Origin of the sequence: Enterococcus durans NBRC 100479 = LMG 10746 (assembly GCF_001544215.1) — a bacterium.
In the GTDB taxonomy this organism is placed as follows: Bacteria; Bacillota; Bacilli; order Lactobacillales; family Enterococcaceae; genus Enterococcus_B; species Enterococcus_B durans.
On the sequence record NZ_BCQB01000017.1, the window covers coordinates 29,015 to 43,924 of the forward strand.

Sequence of the window (14,910 nt, forward strand, 5' to 3'; positions counted from 1 at the left end):
TTCTTATGCTTTATTTTTAGAACCCGAAAGTTCGATATACACTTTTACTACTTCTTTTCCTGCTAAGGATGCTTGACGGAGCAAGTCAGGATACTCGATCGTCTGATTTTCTTTTAATAGTTGAAAAAGAGAGTTTTTTTGAGCCTTCATAAAATCTGATCCAACATTGATCTTATTGATACCTAATTTGACAGAACGCAGGATCACCGCCTCACCTGCTCCTGAACCCCCATGTAAAACAAGCGGTAAATGGGTTGCTTCTTTGATTTTGCTGATGATATCAAACTGAAACTTAGGTTGATAGTCTTTGGGATACTCTCCATGGCTCGACCCATAAGAAATGGCTAAACAATCCACACCAGTCTCATTAATAAAATGAATCGCTTCTTTAGGATCTGTATACATTTTAGTATCGGTAAACTGATCGCCGTTCACAGCACCCATATTGCTAACTTCTGCTTCTACGCTTGCATTATATGTTTGCGCAAACTGAACAATCATTTTAGTAATCTCGATATTCTTATGCAACGCATACCTCGAAGCATCCATCATGACGCTAGAGAACCCTTCATGTAGGCACTGTTTTACAAAAGCCACATCTTGCCCATGATCCAAGTTTAATGCCACAGGCACTTTTGCCGCTGTTGCCATGCGGATGATCGGCTTTGTTAGATAAAGATAGCTGAGATGTTCTTTCAAATGATCTTGTAGTAAATCAATGATAATCGGTGCATGCATCTCTTCAGCTGCCTGAATAGTTGCTTGAGCAGTTTCTAAATTAAAGCAATTGATCGCCAGAACTGCATAGTTTTCTCGATTTGCTTTTTTTAGCATTTCTTTCATTGAAACATACATGATATTCTCCTTTACTCGTTAGGATATTTTAATCGAAGAAAAATCGATTTCTTCTTCCTCTTCTGCTAATGTGCTAGCAGCGGGTGCTTTTTTCAGTACAAATAACAAAATTCCTGAAACAACCGAGCCTATGAGCAACGCTAGAGTGAATTTCAACGGATCACTCATTGCTGGAATAATAAATACGCCTCCCGAAGGAACAGGAGAACCAACTCCCCAAGACATACTTAGACCACCACCGACCGCCGCTCCTACCGTACAAGAAATCATCACACGTATCGGATCAACTGCTGCAATAGGGATCACTCCCTCTGTGATCATGCATAACCCCATCGGAAAAGCTAATTTGATATTGTCCTCTTCCTCCTTAGAATATTTTGTCTGACGTGCTATTTTTGATAGTACCCACGAGATGGTGACGCCAAATGGTGGGACCATCGAAGCAAGGACTTTGACCGCTTCCGGTTCCTGCACACCTTCCAGCAATAAACCATCCGCAAATAATGAAGCAACTTTATTTACTGGACCACCAAAGTCAAAAGCTGCCATTCCACCCACGATTGCTCCAAATAAAAATTTTCCAGAACCTTGTAACTCACGTAAAAATTCAGTAAGTGCTTCTGTTGCCCAAACAATCGGAATACCCACCACAAAGAACAAAAGCAGTCCTACGATCAGCGTAGAAACGAGTGGAACGATCATCATCGGCATCAATCCTTGTGCCCACGCCGGTACCTTTACATGCTTCACTAAAAACAAAACGAAAAAGCCGACTAAATACCCGCCTAACATTCCACCTAAAAAGCCTGCCCCAATGGCATTAGCAATCAATCCCATAAATAATCCTGGGCCAATTCCTGGTCGATCAGCAATGGAATAAGCAATTGCCGCTGAGATAACAGGCGCCAATAACCCCATCCCTAATACACCTAAAGAAACCAAAGCGTCTGGTACAGTATAGGTTGCTTGATAATCTGTTATGACCTTTCCACCAGTCAAATTACCGATTGCTATCAATAGTCCAGCGGTGACCACGATGGGCAACATATACGAAATAGCTGTTAATGCATGCTTTTTTAATTGTAAGCGCTGAAACATTCCACTTCTCCCCTTTACGTTTTATTGATTTCCGTCTCGATTTTTGCTATCAATCCTTTAGGTGCTTTGATCACCATACTCGTTGGTATTTCAATGACCTTTTTTCCACTGAAGCGTTCTTTGCCCCCGATTTTTATATCTGTAGCAAGGATCACCACGTCTGCCTGTGCGATTTCTTCTGCTGTTAGTTCATCTTCAGTTCCAATCGTTCCTTGTGTTTCAATGTGGACCTCATGCCCTAAACTTTTAGCGGCTTTTTCTAGTTTCTGCTTAGCGATATACGTATGGGCAATTCCTGAGGTACATGCGGCTACTCCAACAATCTTCATATTTACTTTCCTCCTTTTTTATTATTCAGATGGCTCTTTTGCTAGTAGAGCCATGAATTCTGTTTTAGTTGTTGCATGTATCAAGTTGTCAATAAACGTTTCTTCTGCTAACAACATGGCTACCTTTTGCAATAATTTGATGTGGACGGTGTTTGCATCTGTGTCTTTAACTGCAAACAATATGATCACTTGGACTGGCTGATCATCTAATGTTTCCCACTTGATCGGTGTTGAAACTTTACCGACTGCCAAGCATGTTTTAAGTACACTTTTGGATTTGCCATGGGGAATAGCTAACCCATTTCCAATACCTGTCATCCCCTCTTTTTCACGTTGAAAGACATCTTTTAAAAACTCGTCAACATTCGTGATACTACCGTTTTTTTCTAGTAATTCACTCAATTCACGAATTACTTCTTCTTTTGTTTTCGCTTTCATTTCTAGATAGATCAACTCCTCGGTGATCACATCAGCAATACTAAATTCTGTTTCATTTTTCACTCCCATTTTCTATCTCTCCTAACTTCTCTTTCACACGATTTTCGTCTTGTTTCGTAAATACTGAATTCACTAAAATCATCGGTGTTTCAGAAGAAATAGTGAGATGGACAGTCGTTAGAATCAAGTCGATATTAGAAAACTGTGTCTGATTTTTTTGATACTGGCGTGCAGATACAACAGCAATGATCTCTAATTCAGGAAATGCCTTTTTGACTTTCACTTTTAATAATTCAGAAGTCCCGACACCGCTACTGCAAATAATCAACACTCTTTTTTTTATAGGGATCAGTTCTTTGTATTTCACAAAATAAAGGGTCAAGAAGCCAATTTCATCTTTTGAGATAGGGTTCGTATGAAATACTTGTTGAACCATTTGACTGACATAGGCTACTTGTTTGAATGTTTGGGTATATTCTGATTCGATATCATTCAACAAATCGTTTTTGATGATGATATGGTGTTTCAATCGGTACAATAGGGGTTGGATATGGTTATATAGATCTTGCTGATACAATTCTTGATCAATAGCAATCCCCATTAGTTGACTCATATTCATAGAGAAAAATTGCGTGATCTCTTTCGCCTCACTGAATAGATTCTGATAGCTGATTGCGCCATTTTCTACTCTAGAAGACACCAAGTATTGAAAGAGATAAAATGTCTCACTTTCTGGTAAAGAGATATTTAGATAATTCCCCATTTTATCCATCACTACACGTGCTAACTCATATAGTTCTTGATTGTATTGAATGATTCTCTGGTCTTCCTCTTCTAGGCACCAAGATTCATCTTCTAATTGAATGTTTCCTTCCCGACAACGTTTCAATAAAATATAAATATGTGAAAAGATATTCATCCCATAAGGATACGCAATTCCGCTGACCAATTGTTGCTCAATATATTCCAGCATCGTTGTAATAAAGTTGATATCAAATGAATTGGTCGAGTAGTTATTTGTGAAAGATTGTTTATCCTCTAATAAATTGAAGCTCAACAACATGTGGACGACTTTGCGAATATTTCGTTCTGTCCCTTCTATCCCTACTCTCTGTCCGTGACGCTTGAGTTTCAGGTCATTGTCTTTCAAGAACAAGCTGATTTTATTCAGATCATTACTGATTACTGGATCACTGATGTAATAAGGATGGAACAACTCATGGATCAATAACTTTTTCGGTGATTTGAACAATAAAGTTAACAATATTTCATTTCTTCTTTCCAAAGGTCCCTGTCTACTTCTGCTTTCAGTATTCTTCACATTTTCTTTTAAATAGTTAGCATAATCTAAACGGAACCCTTTACCGACTTCTGCCAAAATGATATCTCCATGTTTAGATGCCTCATTGATTTTTCTGATTGCCCGATAGATCGTCTTAGTGGAAACATTCGCAAATCCAGCTAGTTCTTGGGCTGTAAGGGTCAATCCATGTTTGATAAAACACTCGATCATTTCTTTTTCTCTTCTACTTAGCTGCATTTGACTCCCCCCTTGTCCATAACTATAATCGAAATTCCTCTTATCTGATTTTTTGTTCTGTCCATTAATTTGGACAGTTGAAACATTTAGCTTCTTCGAGAAAATAAAAAAAGCCTGGAATGAAGATCAAGAGATCTTTCATTCCAGACTTCAACGTCCGAGTAGATGTAACTTTTTAGGCTTAATCTAATTAAGCTTTGATTTCTGTAACGACACCGGCACCAACTGTACGTCCGCCTTCACGGATTGAGAATTTAGTACCATTTTCGATAGCGATTGGGTGGATTAATTCAACTTCCATTGTTACGTTGTCGCCAGGCATAACCATTTCAGTTCCTTCTGGTAATTCAACAACACCTGTTACGTCAGTTGTACGGAAGTAGAATTGTGGACGGTAGTTAGTGAAGAATGGAGTATGACGTCCACCTTCTTCTTTAGTCAACACGTATACTTCTGCAGAGAATTTTGTATGAGGTGTGATTGTACCTGGTTTAGCTAAAACTTGTCCACGTTGGATGTCTTCACGTGCAACACCACGTAGTAAAGCACCAATGTTGTCTCCAGCTTCAGCGTAGTCTAATAATTTACGGAACATTTCAACACCAGTAACTGTTGTTTGAGCTGTTTCTTCTGCGATACCAACGATATCTACAACGTCACCAACGCGAACTTGTCCACGTTCAACACGACCTGTAGCAACAGTACCACGACCAGTGATTGAGAATACATCTTCAACTGGCATCATGAATGGTTTGTCGTTGTCACGTTCTGGAGTTGGGATATATTCGTCAACTGCAGCCATTAATTCAAGGATTTTTTCTTCGTATGAAGCGTCGCCTTCTAAAGCTTTCAAAGCTGAACCAGCGATTACAGGAACATCGTCACCAGGGAATTCGTATTCTGTTAATAAGTCACGAACTTCCATTTCAACTAATTCTAGTAATTCTTCGTCATCGACCATATCTACTTTGTTCAAGAATACAACGATGTAAGGAACACCAACTTGACGAGATAATAGGATATGTTCACGAGTTTGAGGCATAGGGCCATCAGCAGCAGAAACTACTAAGATAGCTCCGTCCATTTGTGCAGCACCAGTGATCATGTTTTTAACGTAGTCCGCGTGTCCTGGGCAGTCAACGTGAGCGTAGTGACGAGCGTCAGTTTCGTATTCAACGTGAGCTGTTGAGATTGTGATTCCGCGTTCGCGTTCTTCTGGAGCACCATCGATTTGATCGTAAGCCATAGCTTGGCCGCCGTTTTTCTTAGATAGTACTGTTGTGATTGCTGCTGTTAAAGTTGTTTTACCATGGTCAACGTGTCCGATAGTACCAATGTTAACGTGTGGTTTAGAACGGTCAAATTTTTCTTTTGCCATTTTAAAATGTCCTCCTAAAAATACAATATAATTTTTTTTATTTGTCTGATAGGTATGTGGTAACCAGACGGTCACCCACATGCCCATATCATCGATAATTATTTTACACGAAACTATATTAAAAATATAGTCTCTTTGGATAATCCGTTAAACGGACGATCCGGTTTTAAGAAATTATTCAGCTTTTCCGCCGTTTTTCTTAATGATTTCTTCTTGAACTGATTTTGGTACATCTTCGTAGTGGTCAAATGTCATAGTGAAAGTACCACGACCTTGAGTAGCTGAACGAAGAGTTGTAGCATAACCAAACATTTCAGCAAGTGGAACCATCGCACGAACAACTTGTTGTCCGCCAGCGCGTGCTTCCATACCTTCAACGCGACCACGACGTGCAGTAACGTGTCCCATAACATCACCTAAGTAATCTTCAGGGATAACGACTTCAACAGCCATGATTGGTTCAAGGATAACTGGATTAGCTTTCTTAGCTGCTGCACGTAATGCCATAGAAGCAGCAACACGGAAGGCAGTTTCATTTGAATCGACATCATGGTATGAACCATCGTAAAGTTTAGCTTTGATATCAACTAATGGATATCCAGCTAAGACACCATTTTCCATAGCATCTTTCAATCCAGTTTCAACAGCTGGAATGTATTCACGTGGAACAACCCCACCGACGATCGCATTTTCAAATTCAAAGCCTGCGCCTTCTTCGTTTGGTGTAAATTCAATCCATACGTGACCGTATTGACCTTTACCACCAGACTGACGTACAAACTTACCTTCGGCTTGAGTGCCAGAACGGAAAGTTTCACGGTAAGATACTTGAGGAGCACCTACGTTAGCTTCAACTTTGAATTCACGACGCATACGGTCAACGATGATGTCTAAGTGAAGTTCACCCATACCAGCGATGATTGTTTCGCCTGTTTCAACGTTTGTTTCAGCGCGGAAAGTAGGATCTTCTTCAGATAGTTTTTGCAAAGCGACACCCATTTTATCTTGGTCAGCTTTTGATTTTGGTTCAATAGCGACTTGGATAACTGGTTCTGGGAATTCCATTGATTCAAGAATAACTAGGTTCTTTTCATCACATAGTGTGTCCCCAGTAGTTGTATCTTTCAAACCAACTGCAGCTGCGATATCTCCAGCGTAAACTTCAGAGATTTCAGAACGTGAGTTAGCATGCATCTGTAAGATACGACCTACGCGTTCGCGTTTGCCTTTTGTAGCGTTTTGTACGTATGAACCTGATTTCAAGACACCAGAGTACACACGGAAGAAAGTTAAGCGACCTACGAATGGGTCAGTCATAACTTTAAATGCTAAAGCTGAGAAAGGAGCGCTGTCGTCTGCTGGACGTTCAACTTCTTCATCAGTTTTAGGGTCAATCCCTTTGATAGCAGGGATATCTAACGGTGATGGCAAGTAAGCAAGAACTGCGTCCAATAATAATTGAACCCCTTTGTTCTTAAATGCTGAACCACATAATACTGGGTAGAAATCAACGTTAAGAGTTGCACGACGGATTCCTTCTTTTAACTCAGCTTCAGTGATTTCTTCACCTTCTAAGTATTTCAAAGTAAGATCTTCATCAGTTTCAGCTACAGCTTCCACTAATTTTTCGCGCCATTCTTCCGCTAATTCACGGTATTCTTCAGGGATTTCTCTTTCTTCGATTTCAGTCCCTAAGTCATTTGTATAGATTTCGGCTTTCATTGTTACAAGGTCGATAATACCTGTAAAGTCATCTTCCGCACCGATTGGTAATTGGATTGGATGAGCATTTGCTTGTAAACGATCATGTAATGTTGATACTGAATATAAGAAATCAGCACCGATTTTATCCATTTTGTTTGCGAATACGATACGAGGTACACCGTAAGTTGTTGCTTGACGCCAAACTGTTTCAGTTTGAGGTTCAACACCTGATTGTGCATCAAGAACTGTTACAGCACCATCAAGTACACGTAATGAACGTTCAACTTCAACTGTGAAGTCTACGTGTCCTGGTGTGTCGATGATGTTGATGCGGTGACCCTTCCATTGTGCTGTTGTAGCAGCAGAAGTGATCGTAATCCCACGTTCTTGTTCTTGTTCCATCCAGTCCATTTGTGAAGCTCCTTCATGAGTTTCACCAATTTTATGGATTTTACCAGTATAGTACAAGATACGTTCAGTAGCAGTCGTTTTACCAGCATCGATGTGGGCCATGATACCAATATTACGAGTGTTGTGTAAAGAAAATTCTCTGGTCATTCTCCTTGTTTCTCCTCTCTTTACTATCTAGTTGCTAAAAATAAGGATACTTTCTGATGGTCGGTATAAAACCGACCACGCAGAGAGGATCTTACCAGCGATAGTGAGCAAACGCACGGTTGGCATCAGCCATTTTATGAGTGTCTTCACGTTTTTTAACAGAAGCACCAGTGTTGTTTGCAGCATCCATGATTTCTTTTGCTAAGCGTTCTTCCATTGTATGTTCACCGCGCAAGCGAGCGTAGTTAACAATCCAACGAAGCGCTAAAGTCACACGACGTTCAGGGCGAACTTCAACTGGTACTTGATAGTTTGAACCCCCAACACGACGAGCTTTAACTTCAAGAACAGGCATGATATTTTTCATTGCTTGTTCAAATACTTCTAGTGGGTCGTTACCTGTAGATTCTTCAACAATCTTAAAGGCGTTATAAATGATATTAGCTGCAACACCGCGTTTTCCGTCAACCATTACACGGTTGATCAAGCGAGTTACTAATTTTGAGTTATAAATAGGATCTGGTAAAACATCACGTTTTGCAACAGGACCTTTACGTGGCATCCGTAACTCCTCCTTCCGAAATAATATTCATAGTAATTGCTCCGCTACTTATTAAGTAGAAGCAAGTTTCATTTGTTTAATAATTAAAATTAAGCTTTAGGTTTTTTAGTACCGTATTTAGAACGGCTTTGTTTACGATCGTTTACACCAGCAGTATCTAGTGCGCCACGAACGATGTGGTAACGTACCCCTGGTAAGTCTTTTACACGTCCACCGCGTAATAGTACCACGCTGTGTTCTTGTAAGTTGTGACCAATCCCTGGGATATAAGCAGTAACTTCAATTAAGTTTGACAAACGAACACGAGCATATTTACGTAAAGCTGAGTTCGGTTTTTTAGGTGTCATAGTACCCACACGAGTTGCTACCCCACGTTTTTGAGGAGAGTTCACGTTTGTTTGAGTTTTCTTAAAGCTGTTATATCCTTTGTTCAAAGCAGGTGAATTTGATTTTTCCACCTTTGATTTACGAGGTTTACGTACTAATTGGTTAATTGTAGGCATTCCTTGTTTCCTCCTTCCCACTATTCGCGTCTAGTTCCACACATCCAGGTGGTTCTTTTTTTGCGATAAAAAATAAATGCAATCTATGCATCTTTATCAAATATGCTTTGATAAACAGTCAGCACGCCTCTTAAATAGAGACCTGTAGATAAAGCACCTTGGTTAGAATATCATGAATAAAAAAGGATGTCAACTAGTGTTGTACTTTTTTTTCAAACCAACAAAATACTCCAAATGTTTGGTATCTTTTTATACGGTTTCCATATAAAATAGCTATGAAAGATCAGACTCAAAAAAAGGTGGAAGCAAAAAATGAATCTAAAACAATTAGCTGGTATCGAAGCTGCAAAATTTGTAAAAGACGGAATGATCGTCGGATTAGGTACAGGCTCAACTGCCTACTATATGGTAGAAGAAATCGGCCGTCGAATGCGTGAAGAAGGATTGAAGATCACTGGTGTAACTACTTCAAATGCAACAAAAGAACAAGCTGAAACACTCGGCATCCCTTTAAAGAGTATTGATGAAGTTACAGAGGTCGATTTGACAATTGACGGCGCGGATGAAATCAGCCAAGATTTCCAAGGAATCAAGGGTGGCGGCGCAGCACTTCTTTTCGAAAAAATCGTAGCAACTTATTCAAAACAAACCATTTGGATCGTTGATGAATCGAAACTGGTGGCTAAACTGGGCAAGTTCCCTCTTCCTGTAGAAGTCATTCCCTACGGTTCACAACAATTGATGCGTATCTTCACAAAAAAAGGCTACAATCCTGTGCTCCGATCAACTGAAACTGGCGAAACTTTAGTCACTGACGGCGGCCATTACATCATTGACCTTCATCTTGATGTCATTGAAGATCCTGAAAGCTTAGCAACATATCTTGACCAACTCGTTGGTGTAGTCGAACATGGACTATTTTTGAGTATGGTGACAAAAGTCATCGTCGGTGCCGATGGAGGCGTCACAGTGACCGATACCCCTTTTCAAAAATAGAAATTTTTTTACGATTTCTGTAAAAAAACGACGCGTTTAAACAAACATAAAAAACTATCTTTTTAAAAGACTTTATGCTACATTCTTACTGTCATAGATAGTCAGAAAATCATTGCTAGAAAGGAATCACCATGAAGATTATTGGTTATGCACGCACAACCATAAATGATGTTGATCTAACATCACAGGTTGAACAACTCTCTAATTTTGGTTGTCAAGAAATTTTTCACGAGACATATGAGTCGAAGGATGCCATGTCTGATAACATTTGTTTAGAAAAAGTCATCAAAGAAATGCGCCAAGGTGATACTTTAGTGATCTGCCAGCTGCATCGTTTAGGAAAGTCGACCCGACAATTAACAGAACTAACGCAATTATTCAAAGACCGTGGGTTACACCTTGTCAGTCTTCACGAAGAAATCGATACTCGTGAACCAATGGGAAAAATTTATTTTCAGTTAATGGAAGGCTTAGCTACTATGGAGTGCTCATTGATCAAAGAACGCACTTTGGTAGGCCTCGACGAAGCACGTAAAAAAGGAAAAATTGGCGGACGACCAAAAATCGATCCAAAAACAATCAAAAAAATCCGCAGACTTTACTACGAGAAAAAAGAAACGATTCAATTGATTTCTTCAAAATGTGGCGTATCAGTCGGAACGTGTTATAAATATATCAACCTCCCAGAAAAAGAGATCCAGCAGTTATCTTAACTGATTGTGCCAACTCATTTTGACTGAAATAGAAAAAATGAATCTCTCCACTTAGTGAGGTTGAAGGATTCTCGGACTTAGTTCCGTGATCATGAGCACTAGTTATCCGAGGCAAGAGACTCTGCTCTAAAAAAGAAGTATCAAGAACATGAAAAGATGTTCTGATACTTCTTTTTTATGTAGCGACCTTTTTTTCGGAAAGACTCGTAAACATAGAGAAAATTCGTTCTAACAATGATGTGGTGTACTTATTATTTCCTGTTTACTTCTATAAAATTTCGTTGTTTTTCTTTTAAGGTACCCTCGTTTACGAATGGATCTCTCATCAGGTGATTCGAAATGTAAAAAGTGCGTATTACGCTGTTTTTTGTTCTTTTATCTTCTATTGATCCTTTTCTCAAGGAACTAACTTCATTTTTCAATGGAAATCTAGGCAAAAAAATTGTACAATAAAGCAGAACTGAAATTTTCAGAAATAAAACCTATCTTAAAGGAGAGCTAAACATGCCAAAATTAGTTTTTTCTCGTCATGGTCTTAGTGAATGGAATGCATTAAACCAATTTACTGGTTGGGCTGACGTAAACTTAGCACCAGAAGGAATCGAAGAAGCAAAAGAAGGCGGACGCAAAATCAAAGAAGCTGGAATCGAATTTGACGTTGCTTATACTTCTGTTTTAACTCGTGCAATCAAAACATGTAACTTGATTTTAGAATACTCAGATCAATTATGGGTTCCTCAAATCAAATCATGGCGCTTAAACGAACGTCATTATGGTAAGTTACAAGGTTTGAACAAAAAAGAAACAGCTGAAAAATACGGAGATGACCAAGTACACATCTGGCGTCGTTCATACGACACTCTTCCTCCATTAATGGACGAAAGTGACGAAGGTTCTGCTACAAACGATCGTCGTTATGCAATGTTAGACAAACGCGATATTCCTGGTGGCGAAAACTTAAAAGTTACTTTGGAACGTGCTTTACCATTCTGGCAAGACAAAATCGCTCCAGCTTTACTAGACAACAAAACTGTTTTAGTAGCTGCACACGGTAACTCTCTACGTGCTTTAGCAAAACACATTGAAGGAATCTCTGATGAAGACATCATGGATCTTGAAATCCCAACTGGTCAACCACTTGTTTATGAATTAAACGATGATTTAACAGTTGCTAAAAAATACTACTTATAATCAAAAATTATAGGTCAAAAAACCTTAGGAAATCAACTTACCCGTTGATCCCTAAGGTTTTTTTCTTTTTATTTTGCAATCGCTGTTTCCAAACCAACTTCGATCATTTCATTGAATGTTGTCTGGCGTTCCTCTGCGGATGTTTCTTCTCCAGTAATCAAATGGTCACTGACTGTCACGATCGCCAGTGTTTGAACATGATATTTTGCACCTAAATAATATAAGGCAGCTGCTTCCATCTCAACACCTAAAACACCTAGTTCAGCTAATTTGAATGTTTCAGTCAGATCATCTTTATAAAACGTATCTTCTGAAAGTACGTTGCCAACATGTGTTCTATACCCTTTATCCTTCGCTAGTCCATACGCCTTTAATAGTAGATCGAAATCACTGATTGGTGGGAAATGAAATGCTTGGAAATTCTTTTCGATCATGGAAGAACTAGTAGCTGCTCCTTGTGCCAAAACTAAATCGCGAACATGGACATCTTTTGATAATGCGCCACAAGTCCCTACTCGGATCAATTTCTTCACATCATATGAATGGATCAGTTCATGGGCATAGATCGTTGCAGAAGGCATCCCCATTCCTGTTCCTTGCACAGAAACTCGTTCTCCTTTATACGTACCTGTAAAGCCAAGCATTCCACGAACCTCGTTATAACATACAGGGTTTTCTAAAAATGTTTCAGCGATATACTTTGCCCGTAATGGATCTCCTGGTAGTAGGATCTTATCTGCGATTTCTCCCGGTTTTGCTTCGATATGCACACTCATATTCCTTGCTCCTTTGGTTTTATAGTAACACTAATACTTCTTTGATCAATGCTTTAAAAGATTGTTTGACACGTTGTGTAGTTTCTACTACTTCTTCATGATTCAGATTTGCTTGCATTCCTGCTGCAAGATTCGTAATACATGAAATCCCTAATACTTTCAAACCACTGTGTGCCGCTACAATCACTTCCGGAACCGTAGACATACCGACAGCATCTGCCCCCATTGTTCGTGACATCCGGATTTCTGCGGGTGTTTCATAAGTTGGACCAGAATATCCCATATATACGCCTTCTTTTAGATTCAATGCTAAGTTTTCCGCTGCTTTTTGTGCGATTTCACGATAGCTAGCTGTGTACGCATCGCTCATATCCGGGAAGCGCGGACCGATTTCATCATCATTTGGTCCAACCAATGGATTTTGGCTCGTGAAATTGATATGATCGGTAATCACCATTAGATCGCCAGGAGCAAAAGATTCATTCACCCCACCACAAGCATTTGTGACTATCACTGAGTGTGCCTTTAATGCTGCCATGACACGAACGGGATATGTCACTGTCTGCATCGAATGGCCTTCATAAAAATGGAAACGTCCTTGCATCGCTAATACTTTTTTTCCTGATAACGTGCCGTAAACAAGTTGACCTGCGTGCCCAACAACTGTTGATGTTGGAAAGAAGGGAATCTGATTGTAAGGAATCGTGATAGCTTCTTCGATTTCCTCTGCTAATTCACCTAATCCTGAACCTAGGATCAAGCCAAAATCGATTTCTTTTACTCCTTTTGACTGAATAAATTGCGTCGTTTCTTGTAACATTTCGCTTAATTGGGTCATTTACTTTCTCCTATTTTAAAAATTTTTCTCTATTGATCATTTGTAGAATTCTTCCTTTTGTTCAAACAAATGGTCTCCACATTCTCAACAGCTGATTTTTATCATTTAAAGCAAGATGGCTCTTTTACAAAATCCTTTACATGAACTCTTCTTGAATCGAGGCTGGGACAGAAGTGTTTCTTACTTTTGTCCCACGCTCGTTTTTTGATTATTTCAACAGTTTCAAGAAACTTTCGCCATTTTCAGTTGCTGGAACATCGAAGTTCTCTGCGATCGTTGCAGAAATGTCAGAGTAGTATCCTTGAGGCAAGCTGCCTTGTTCCTTCATTTTTTTGCTGTAGACAAGTAATGGAACATATTCCCGTGTATGGTCTGTTCCAGGGAATGTTGGATCGTTTCCGTGGTCAGCCGTGATCATCAGCAAGTCATCTTCTGTCATTGCATCCAATAATTCAGGTATTCGTAAATCAAAATCTTCGATCGCATGTGCGTACCCTACTACATCACGACGATGACCATACAAGGCATCAAAATCAACTAAGTTTGTAAAACTGATCCCTGTAAAATCTTTTTTCATGACATTTAGCAATTGATCGACACCATCCATGTTGCTCTTCGTGCGAACAAATTCTGTTATCCCTTGACCATTGAAGATATCGTTGATTTTTCCAACAGCAATTACATCTTTGCCTGCATCCTTCAATGAATCTAATACCGTATGGCCAAATGGATCTAGTGCGTAATCATGGCGGTTACTTGTCCGTGTGAAGTTGCCTGGTTCGCCGACATAAGGACGAGCAATGATCCGACCGATCATATATGGATCATCTTTCGTGATGTCACGGACAAACTGGCAGATCCGATATAATTCTTCTAAAGGAATGATTTCTTCATGTGCCGCAATTTGCAAAACTGGATCTGCTGAGGTATACACGATCAAATCGCCTGTCTTCATTTGATGTTCGCCGTAATCATCAATAACAGCGGTTCCACTATATGGTTTGTTACAAACAATTTTACGACCGGAGAATTCTTCGATTTGTTTTAGAAGCTCCTCTGGAAATCCATTAGGGAACACACGAAATGGCGTTTTGATATTTAGACCCATGATCTCCCAATGTCCTGTCATCGTATCTTTACCAACAGACACTTCTTCTAATTTTGTCGCATACCCCTGATGATCAGCTACAGCTTCTACTCCTTCTAATGGACGAATCGTTCCTAGTCCCAATTGTTCTAAATGAGGAATGGTCAAACCTGCTTCTTTTGCGATGTGGCCTAGTGTATCTGAACCTTTATCACCAAATTTTTCTGAATCGGGTGCTTCTCCGATTCCAACTGAATCCATGACAATCAAATGTACGCGTTTAAACATGAATATTCCTTCTTTCCTTTTATTTTTTAACTATATAAATCAAAAAGGACGAGCCA

15 protein-coding genes are annotated in these 14,910 nt (G+C 39.5%); 3 read left to right on the top strand and 12 right to left on the bottom strand.

Annotated features, from left to right (window positions below):
- Positions 1-3 precede the first annotated feature (3 nt).
- The 9 genes from ED2_RS06620 to rpsL all read right to left on the bottom strand — a co-directional run bounded on the left by ED2_RS06620 (position 4) and on the right by rpsL (position 8,965).
- A complete protein-coding gene (locus ED2_RS06620) occupies positions 4-855 on the bottom strand; it encodes a class II fructose-bisphosphate aldolase (RefSeq protein WP_016177185.1) in 852 nt (283 codons plus the stop codon).
- A gap of 18 nt (positions 856-873) precedes the next feature.
- Positions 874-1,953, bottom strand: a complete 1,080-nt coding sequence (locus tag ED2_RS06625; RefSeq protein WP_016177184.1) for a PTS fructose transporter subunit IIC — start codon at positions 1,951-1,953, stop codon at positions 874-876.
- Between the two features lie 14 nt (positions 1,954-1,967).
- Complete coding sequence (locus ED2_RS06630) at positions 1,968-2,282, bottom strand: PTS fructose transporter subunit IIB (protein WP_005880814.1); 315 nt, start codon at positions 2,280-2,282, stop codon at positions 1,968-1,970.
- A 21-nt stretch (positions 2,283-2,303) separates the two neighbouring features.
- Positions 2,304-2,789, bottom strand: a complete 486-nt coding sequence (locus ED2_RS06635) for a PTS sugar transporter subunit IIA (RefSeq protein ID WP_016177183.1) — start codon at positions 2,787-2,789, stop codon at positions 2,304-2,306.
- Complete coding sequence (locus ED2_RS06640; protein WP_060789729.1) at positions 2,773-4,260, bottom strand: BglG family transcription antiterminator; 1,488 nt, start codon at positions 4,258-4,260, stop codon at positions 2,773-2,775. Before ED2_RS06640 ends, ED2_RS06635 begins: the two co-directional genes overlap by 17 nt.
- A gap of 190 nt (positions 4,261-4,450) precedes the next feature.
- The gene (gene tuf / locus ED2_RS06645; protein ID WP_005880819.1) at positions 4,451-5,638 is read right to left on the bottom strand and encodes an elongation factor Tu; all 1,188 of its coding nucleotides are present in this window, start codon (positions 5,636-5,638) and stop codon (positions 4,451-4,453) included.
- 174 nt (positions 5,639-5,812) lie between these two features.
- Positions 5,813-7,900, bottom strand: coding sequence for an elongation factor G (gene fusA / locus ED2_RS06650; RefSeq protein ID WP_005880821.1), 2,088 nt, complete (start codon positions 7,898-7,900; stop codon positions 5,813-5,815).
- Between the two features lie 91 nt (positions 7,901-7,991).
- Complete coding sequence (rpsG, locus tag ED2_RS06655; RefSeq protein WP_005880823.1) at positions 7,992-8,462, bottom strand: 30S ribosomal protein S7; 471 nt, start codon at positions 8,460-8,462, stop codon at positions 7,992-7,994.
- A gap of 89 nt (positions 8,463-8,551) precedes the next feature.
- On the bottom strand, positions 8,552-8,965 hold the full coding sequence (gene rpsL / locus ED2_RS06660; RefSeq protein WP_002294318.1) for a 30S ribosomal protein S12: 414 nt from the start codon (positions 8,963-8,965) through the stop codon (positions 8,552-8,554).
- A 312-nt stretch (positions 8,966-9,277) separates the two neighbouring features.
- Here rpsL and rpiA point away from each other — a divergent pair, with 312 nt between their 5' ends.
- From rpiA to gpmA, 3 genes are all read left to right on the top strand, one after another.
- Positions 9,278-9,961 (top strand): ribose-5-phosphate isomerase RpiA, encoded by a 684-nt coding sequence (gene rpiA, locus ED2_RS06665; RefSeq protein WP_016177181.1) that lies wholly within the window; start codon positions 9,278-9,280, stop codon positions 9,959-9,961.
- A 131-nt stretch (positions 9,962-10,092) separates the two neighbouring features.
- A complete protein-coding gene (locus ED2_RS06670) occupies positions 10,093-10,674 on the top strand; it encodes a recombinase family protein (protein ID WP_005880827.1) in 582 nt (193 codons plus the stop codon).
- 504 nt (positions 10,675-11,178) lie between these two features.
- A complete protein-coding gene (gpmA, locus tag ED2_RS06675) occupies positions 11,179-11,865 on the top strand; it encodes a 2,3-diphosphoglycerate-dependent phosphoglycerate mutase (protein WP_016177180.1) in 687 nt (228 codons plus the stop codon).
- Between the two features lie 68 nt (positions 11,866-11,933).
- Here the strand turns inward: gpmA and deoD are convergent, their stop codons facing one another.
- From deoD to deoB, 3 genes are all read right to left on the bottom strand, one after another.
- Positions 11,934-12,641 carry a purine-nucleoside phosphorylase gene (gene deoD, locus ED2_RS06680; RefSeq protein ID WP_016177179.1) on the bottom strand — a complete coding sequence of 236 codons (708 nt, stop codon included), beginning with the start codon at positions 12,639-12,641 and terminating at the stop codon, positions 11,934-11,936.
- A 19-nt stretch (positions 12,642-12,660) separates the two neighbouring features.
- Positions 12,661-13,479 carry a purine-nucleoside phosphorylase gene (locus ED2_RS06685; RefSeq protein WP_016177178.1) on the bottom strand — a complete coding sequence of 273 codons (819 nt, stop codon included), beginning with the start codon at positions 13,477-13,479 and terminating at the stop codon, positions 12,661-12,663.
- A gap of 208 nt (positions 13,480-13,687) precedes the next feature.
- On the bottom strand, positions 13,688-14,854 hold the full coding sequence (gene deoB, locus ED2_RS06690) for a phosphopentomutase (protein WP_016177177.1): 1,167 nt from the start codon (positions 14,852-14,854) through the stop codon (positions 13,688-13,690).
- Between the last annotated feature and the right edge of the window lie 56 nt (positions 14,855-14,910).

Coding starts and splice junctions, on each gene's coding strand:
- ED2_RS06620 (WP_016177185.1), bottom strand. CDS start 855: ATGTATGTTTCAATGAAAGAAATGCTAAAAAAAGCAAATCGAGAAAAC.
- ED2_RS06625 (WP_016177184.1), bottom strand. CDS start 1,953: ATGTTTCAGCGCTTACAATTAAAAAAGCATGCATTAACAGCTATTTCG.
- ED2_RS06630 (WP_005880814.1), bottom strand. CDS start 2,282: ATGAAGATTGTTGGAGTAGCCGCATGTACCTCAGGAATTGCCCATACG.
- ED2_RS06635 (WP_016177183.1), bottom strand. CDS start 2,789: ATGGGAGTGAAAAATGAAACAGAATTTAGTATTGCTGATGTGATCACC.
- ED2_RS06640 (WP_060789729.1), bottom strand. CDS start 4,260: ATGCAGCTAAGTAGAAGAGAAAAAGAAATGATCGAGTGTTTTATCAAA.
- tuf (WP_005880819.1), bottom strand. CDS start 5,638: ATGGCAAAAGAAAAATTTGACCGTTCTAAACCACACGTTAACATTGGT.
- fusA (WP_005880821.1), bottom strand. CDS start 7,900: ATGACCAGAGAATTTTCTTTACACAACACTCGTAATATTGGTATCATG.
- rpsG (WP_005880823.1), bottom strand. CDS start 8,462: ATGCCACGTAAAGGTCCTGTTGCAAAACGTGATGTTTTACCAGATCCT.
- rpsL (WP_002294318.1), bottom strand. CDS start 8,965: ATGCCTACAATTAACCAATTAGTACGTAAACCTCGTAAATCAAAGGTG.
- rpiA (WP_016177181.1), top strand. CDS start 9,278: ATGAATCTAAAACAATTAGCTGGTATCGAAGCTGCAAAATTTGTAAAA.
- ED2_RS06670 (WP_005880827.1), top strand. CDS start 10,093: ATGAAGATTATTGGTTATGCACGCACAACCATAAATGATGTTGATCTA.
- gpmA (WP_016177180.1), top strand. CDS start 11,179: ATGCCAAAATTAGTTTTTTCTCGTCATGGTCTTAGTGAATGGAATGCA.
- deoD (WP_016177179.1), bottom strand. CDS start 12,641: ATGAGTGTGCATATCGAAGCAAAACCGGGAGAAATCGCAGATAAGATC.
- ED2_RS06685 (WP_016177178.1), bottom strand. CDS start 13,479: ATGACCCAATTAAGCGAAATGTTACAAGAAACGACGCAATTTATTCAG.
- deoB (WP_016177177.1), bottom strand. CDS start 14,854: ATGTTTAAACGCGTACATTTGATTGTCATGGATTCAGTTGGAATCGGA.